This window comes from Microbacterium sp. 13-71-7, from assembly GCF_002257455.1.
In the GTDB taxonomy this organism is placed as follows: domain Bacteria; phylum Actinomycetota; class Actinomycetes; order Actinomycetales; family Microbacteriaceae; genus Microbacterium.
Map to the genome: position 1 here is coordinate 1 of NZ_NCKN01000239.1, position 5,806 is coordinate 5,806.

Annotated in this window: 5 protein-coding genes; 3 read left to right on the top strand and 2 right to left on the bottom strand. The window is 73.5% G+C overall.

What is annotated here, in order from left to right:
- Window positions 1–207: 207 nt before the first annotated feature.
- The gene (locus tag B7X32_RS17565) at window positions 208–870 is read right to left on the bottom strand and encodes a DNA alkylation repair protein (protein ID WP_292722565.1); all 663 of its coding nucleotides are present in this window, start codon (window positions 868–870) and stop codon (window positions 208–210) included.
- A gap of 85 nt (window positions 871–955) precedes the next feature.
- Here B7X32_RS17565 and B7X32_RS17570 point away from each other — a divergent pair, with 85 nt between their 5' ends.
- Window positions 956–2,800 (top strand): beta-galactosidase family protein, encoded by a 1,845-nt coding sequence (locus tag B7X32_RS17570; protein WP_292722567.1) that lies wholly within the window; start codon window positions 956–958, stop codon window positions 2,798–2,800.
- Window positions 2,801–2,902: 102 nt separating this feature from the next.
- Here B7X32_RS17570 and B7X32_RS17575 read toward each other — a convergent pair whose 3' ends face one another.
- Window positions 2,903–3,940 carry an FUSC family protein gene (locus tag B7X32_RS17575; RefSeq protein WP_292722569.1) on the bottom strand — a complete coding sequence of 346 codons (1,038 nt, stop codon included), beginning with the start codon at window positions 3,938–3,940 and terminating at the stop codon, window positions 2,903–2,905.
- Between the two features lie 347 nt (window positions 3,941–4,287).
- Between B7X32_RS17575 and B7X32_RS17580 the strand changes: the two genes are divergently transcribed.
- Window positions 4,288–4,704, top strand: coding sequence for a hypothetical protein (locus B7X32_RS17580; protein WP_292722572.1), 417 nt, complete (start codon window positions 4,288–4,290; stop codon window positions 4,702–4,704).
- A gap of 209 nt (window positions 4,705–4,913) precedes the next feature.
- Window positions 4,914–5,806: AAA family ATPase (locus B7X32_RS17585; RefSeq protein ID WP_292722575.1), on the top strand; the 893-nt coding region annotated here is incomplete at its 3' end.

Below are 5,806 nucleotides of genomic sequence, written 5' to 3' on the forward strand. Positions count from 1 at the left end.
GCTGTGCTGCGGCGCTCTGGCCGCATGGGTCGGTCACCTCGCCGGCAGAGGGATCCGCAGGCGATCCGCATCCCCCGCAACGAACTCGGCGGGCCGGCGTCCGCGAGCCCCTCGGGGCTGACCCGCCCCGGGGCAGCGACCGCCTCGGGGCTGAACCGCCTCGGGGCAGCGACCGCCTCGGGGCTGAACCGCCCCGGTCCTCGGCGCTCAGCCCTGGCGGCGCACCATCTCGGCGATCCACAGCGGCGCGAAGGGCGAGGTGCAGTTCGGCGGGGTCGGGTAGTCGGCGAGCACCTGGAGTTCTTCGCCGATCGCGATCGCGCGGTCGCGCTCCGCCCGGTGGTGGATGCCGATCGTGGCGAGCGTCTCGTTCATGGCCCACTGCTCGCGCGCCGGGGCGCCGGCGAGCTCGCGTTCGATCCGGTCCAGGAGCGCGTCGAGGTCGAGTCCCTCCGGGCTCTTCGCGACCCGGGCGGAGGTGAGCGACCAGGCCGCGGCGCGCGCGTCGGCATCGGCGTCGTCCAGCCACCGCACGCGCAGCTCTTCCGCATGCGGCGACTTCTTCACGATGTAGGCGACGAGCCAGTCGTGCGCCTTGGAGCTCAGGCTCTCCCGCACCATGCGGTCGAGGTCATCGGCATCGAGGGCGCGGGGCTTCATCACGAGGATCCCCAGGAGCTGCCCCGCCACATCGCCTGACGCCCACAGCTCGCCGGCGAGAAGCGGATCCGTGCCGATCCGCTTCGCGAGCGCGCGCATCCGGGACAGGTTCACCCCGTGCGCGTCGCCGTGCCGCTCGTTGACGGCGCGGGCCTTCGGATCCTCCAGCGCGGCCAGGTCGGCGAGGGCTTCGGCGAGGGTCGTGGACATGCGACCAGCCTATGTCGCGGGTGCGCGGGGCGCCCGGGATGCGACAATGGTGACGCAAACATCGTGCCGCACCCCGAGGAGAGCCATGACCGAGTCCCCGCGCGCCGCGCTCACCTACGAGGACGGCGCGCTGCGGCGTCACGGCCGGCCGTTCCGGATGCTCTCCGGCGCGGTGCACTATTTCCGGATCCACCCCGACCAGTGGGAGGACCGCCTGCGCCGGCTCGCCGCGATGGGGGCGAACACGGTCGACACCTACATCCCGTGGAACTTCCACGAGCGGGTCGAGGGCGAGCGCGACTTCGGCGGCTGGCGCGACGCCGAACGGTTCATCCGGCTCGCGGGCGAGATCGGGCTCGACGTGTTCGTGCGTCCCAGCCCCTACATCTGCGCCGAGTGGTCGAACGGGGGCATCCCGTTCTGGCTGAGCGGCCGCACCCGCTCCCTGCGCACGAGCGACACCGTCTTCCTCGCCGCGGTCGACGCCTGGTACGACGAGCTGATCCCCCGGCTGGCCGCGCTGCAGGCGGCGCACGGCGGCCCGATCACGGCGGTGCAGATCGAGAACGAGTACGGATCCTTCGGCAGCGACCACGACTACCTCGTGCACCTGCGCGACGGACTGCGCGCGCGGGGGATCGTCGAGCTGCTCACGACGGCCGACGGGACCACCGCGGACATGGTGCGCAACGGCAGCGTCGAGGGTGCGATGGGGTCGTTCACGTTCGGCACCGGCGTCGCCGAGGCGCAGCGCCTGCACGTGCCGGAGCAGGCGCTGCTCTGCGCGGAGCTGTGGGGCGGCTGGTTCGACCACTGGGGCGAGCACCACCACGTGCGCTCGGCGGCGAGCATGATCGGCACGGTCGAGGAGCTGCTGGCCGCGGGCGGATCCGTGAGCCTCTACATGGCGCACGGCGGTACGAACTTCGGCCTCTGGGCGGGGGCGAACCACGACGGCGTGCTGCAGCCCACCGTCACGAGCTACGACTCAGACGCGCCGATCGGCGAGGACGGATCCCTCAACGACAAGTTCCATGCGCTGCGCGCGGCCTTCGCGCCGTTCCACGACGGCGACCTCCCGCCGGTGCCGGAGGCGCCGCGTCGTCAGGCGGCCGCGTCGGCGCCGCTGGCCCCGGTCGCGTCGCTGCTCGACGTCGCTCGGGCGGTTCCGGCGGGCGCCACGGCCTCGATGCCGCTCACATTCGAGGAGCTCGGCGCCGAGGACGGGCTGGTCGCCTACGAGGCCGAGATCACTTACGCGCCAGGGGCGGCCCTGACCGTCGACGTGCTGCACGACCGCGCGGTCGTCTTCCTCGACGGCGCGCGCCTCGGCGTGCTCGAGCGCGACGGGGTCCGCTCGCTCGAACTCCCCGCCACGGGCGGATCCGGACTGCTGACGCTCGTCGTGGAGAGCCAGGGCCGCGTCAACTACGGGCCGCACACCGGTGAGGGCAAGGGCATCCTGGCCGGCGTGCGGATCGGTCGCCGCTTCGCCCACGGCTGGACGCACCGCGTGATCCCGCAGGACGCTCCCGAGGCTCCGGACGCCCCTGGGGCTCCGGCGGCTCCGGCGGGAGCGGCATCGGACTCTGCCGGCACGGCCACCGACGGTGGAGCGGCTGCGACGGCGGCTCCGGACGATGCCGCCACCCCGGCCGACGGTCTCGCCGTGGCGGTGTTCGACGTCGCGGACCCCGCCGACGCCTGGCTCGCGTTCCCGAGCGGCGCGAACGGCCTGGTGTGGCTGAACGGATTCCTGCTCGGCCGCTACCGCGCGGTCGGTCCGCAGGTCACCCTCTACGCCCCGGCGCCGCTCTGGCGCGCGGGCCGCAACGAGATCCGCGTGCTCGACACCGACGCGCTCGGATCCACGGTCGAGATCCGCGAGGAGCCCGACTTCGGTCCCGTGGAGGAGTTCATCGGGGCCTGAGCCGCGCGCGTGCGCAATTCAGGATGAACGGGCTCGCGCAGGCCGAAACCGGTGATCTCTCGCCTCTTGGCCAGATCCGTCCTGAATTCGATACGGCGAGCGTCAGTCCTCGTCGCGCAGGCCCGCGCGGATGCGGCGCAGGTCCTCCGTGAGGGATCCGATCAGCACCCAATGGCGTGACGAGGGAGGGCGGATGTCGAGCGGCGAGGTCAGCGCCGGGATCGCGGAGGTCAGCGCCTCCGGTTCCGGCACCACCTCGGCCAGCTGGACGGCGAGGCGCACGTCGTGGCCCGCGCGGTGCAGCTGCTCGGCGATCGGCGCGACGGACGGCTCCGCGGGCAGCGCGTCGTCGTACTGGTCGACGTAGGCGCGGGTCATGCCGATCACCTGCGTCACGATCGGGCCGAGGCGCTCCAGCAGCGCGCGCATCGCGGCGAGCTCGGCACGGTGGCGCGAGCCGCGCGGGTTCAAGGTCAGCGACTCCTCGCCCGCGGTGAGCGAGGCGTCGGCGGCGTCCTTCATGGGGCGCAGCAGCCGGGCTTCGAGCATGAGCTCCTGGAGCCGCGCAGGGCTCTGCTCCACGGCGATCGCGTCGCCCAGGCGATCGAGGGTCCCGGCGAGCTCCCCGCCGAGGAGCGCCAGGTCGCGCCGTACCGGGGCGATCAGCACGGGCGGCACCACGACGACGTTCACCACGAAGCCGATCGCCGCGCCGATCAGGGTCTCCAGGATCCGGTCCACGGCGTAGTCGGGACTCGCCGAGCCCAGCGCGAGAACGAGCATCGCCGAGATCGCGACCTGGTTCGCGGTGCCCGGTGTGGCCTTGAACGACCACGCCACGACCATCGCGACCACGACCGCGAGCAGGACGACCCAGCTGAGCCCGCCGAGCGCGAGGCTCAGCAGCACCGCGATGACGACGCCGGCGATCACGCCGATGCTGCGCTCCACAGCCTTCGCGAACGACTGGTTCACGCTCGGCTGCACCACGAGCAGCGCGGCGATGGCCGCGAACACGGGCAGGTGCCCCGGGACGAGCCAGCCCGCGATCAGCCAGGCCGCGATCGTGGCCGCCGCCGACTTCGCCACCTGCAGCAGCGGCGCGCGTCGGGCGGCACGGAGGGCGGCGAGCGGGCGCATGCTCCCACGGTAGTCCGCGACCCTGTGCACCCGGGCTCGTGCGGCGGCTCGCGCGGGGAGGCTGGCGCGCGGCTTGCGCGGCGCTCGCGCGGCGGCTCGCGCGGGGCTCGCGCGGTGGCTGGCGCGGGTGCGCCCTACTGACCGCGAGACTCCAACTGGGCGACGAGACTGCGCTTCTGCGGTGCTGTCTCGTCGCCCAGTTGCAGTCTCGCGGATCTGGGGATCTGGGGATCTGGGGATCTGGGGATCTGGGGATCTGAGGTACCGGGGGCGGAAGTTAAGGCATCTGCCGGATGGGGGGAGGGGGCCTTAGCGACGAGCGTATGAGTACCGGAGAAGGAGACATCATGGAACTGAACTACGCGATGAGCTACCGCATCACCACGCTGGAGATCGAGCAGGCCGCGATCCGTGCCGAGCGCGCCAGGATGGCCGCAGAGCACGCCGACATGATCGTGCGCCGCGACGGATTCCTGCGCCGCATGCTGGGCCGGCTGCAGAGCCGCCGTGCCGAGGTCGTGCCGGCCCCCGCGTCCACCCAGGCGGCCGAGGCGGTCGCCGAGTCCGCGCCGAGCCCCGCGGTCGCCGACCCGGCGGTCGCCGAGTCCGCGTTCGCCGCAGTGAGCGCCGAGCCCACGGCCGCGCCGATCGCGGTCGCCGCGCCCGCCGCACCGATCGCCGCGCTCGTGTCGGCGGGATCCGCGCCGGCCGAGGACGACGCCCGCGCGAGCGAGCTGGTCGGCTGCGGTTCGCACGCCGCATGACCGCCCCGGCGGCCACCCCGGCGCGCCGCGCGGTGCGGGCGACCCAGGACACACCCGAGAGCGAGAGCCTCCCGACGACGGATCCGACCCAGGATCCGCCGCCGTCGGGAGGCTCTTCCGCGTCCGGAGGGACATCCTCCGGCTCTGCCGAGAGCGGCGCCGCGCCCGTGGCGACGCCCGATGTCCGTGGCTGGTGGCACGATGAAGACATGTCCCTCGCCACCACGTCGGCCGCCATGGTCGGACGCGATGCCGAACTCGCGCTCCTCGACGACGCCCTGCGCCGCGCCGGTGCCGGCGAGTCCGCCTCCGTGCTCGTGGGCGGCGAGGCGGGGATCGGCAAGTCCCGGCTGACGGCGGAGTTCCGCCGCCGCGTCGCGGACCGGGCCACGGTGCTGACCGGTTGGTGCCTGGACTACGGGTCGACCCCTGCGCCCTTCGGCCCGCTCCCGGCGATCCTGCGCGGAGTGCTCGACGAGCTCGGCGACCGTGCCGACGAGGCCGCGGGCCCCGGTCGGGACGCCCTGCAGCTGCTGCTGCCGGAGCGCGCGACCGGACCCGTCGACCGGTCCGCGATCCGCCCGGAGGGGCTCCGCGAGACGATCGCGAACCTGCTCGAGGCGGCCGCCGCCACCCGCCCCGTGGTCGTCGTGATCGAAGACCTGCACTGGGCCGATGCCGCGACGCTCGCGATGCTCTCCTTCCTGCTCCGCGCCCTCGCGGGCCGCCCGGTGCTGTTCCTGCTCACCTGCCGCATCGACGAGGTCCGCCGCGGGGGAGAGGTGCGCACCTTCTTCGCCGAGGCGGAGCGCGCCAGGCTGCTCGACCGGGTCACCCTGAAGCGGCTCGACGCGATCGAGGTGCGCGACCTGGTGCAGCGCCTGCGCGGCACGGTCGACGATGCGGGGCTCGCGCGCCTCATGGAGCGCAGCGAGGGCGTGCCGTTCTTCATCGAGGAGCTGCTCTGCAACGTGCAGGGCCCCATGCCCGACACCCTGCGCGACGTGCTGCTCTCGCGCTTCGACGCCCTGGGCGACGATGCGAAGCGCATCGTGCGGCTGGCGTCCGGATCCGATGATCCGATCTCGCACGACCTGCTCAC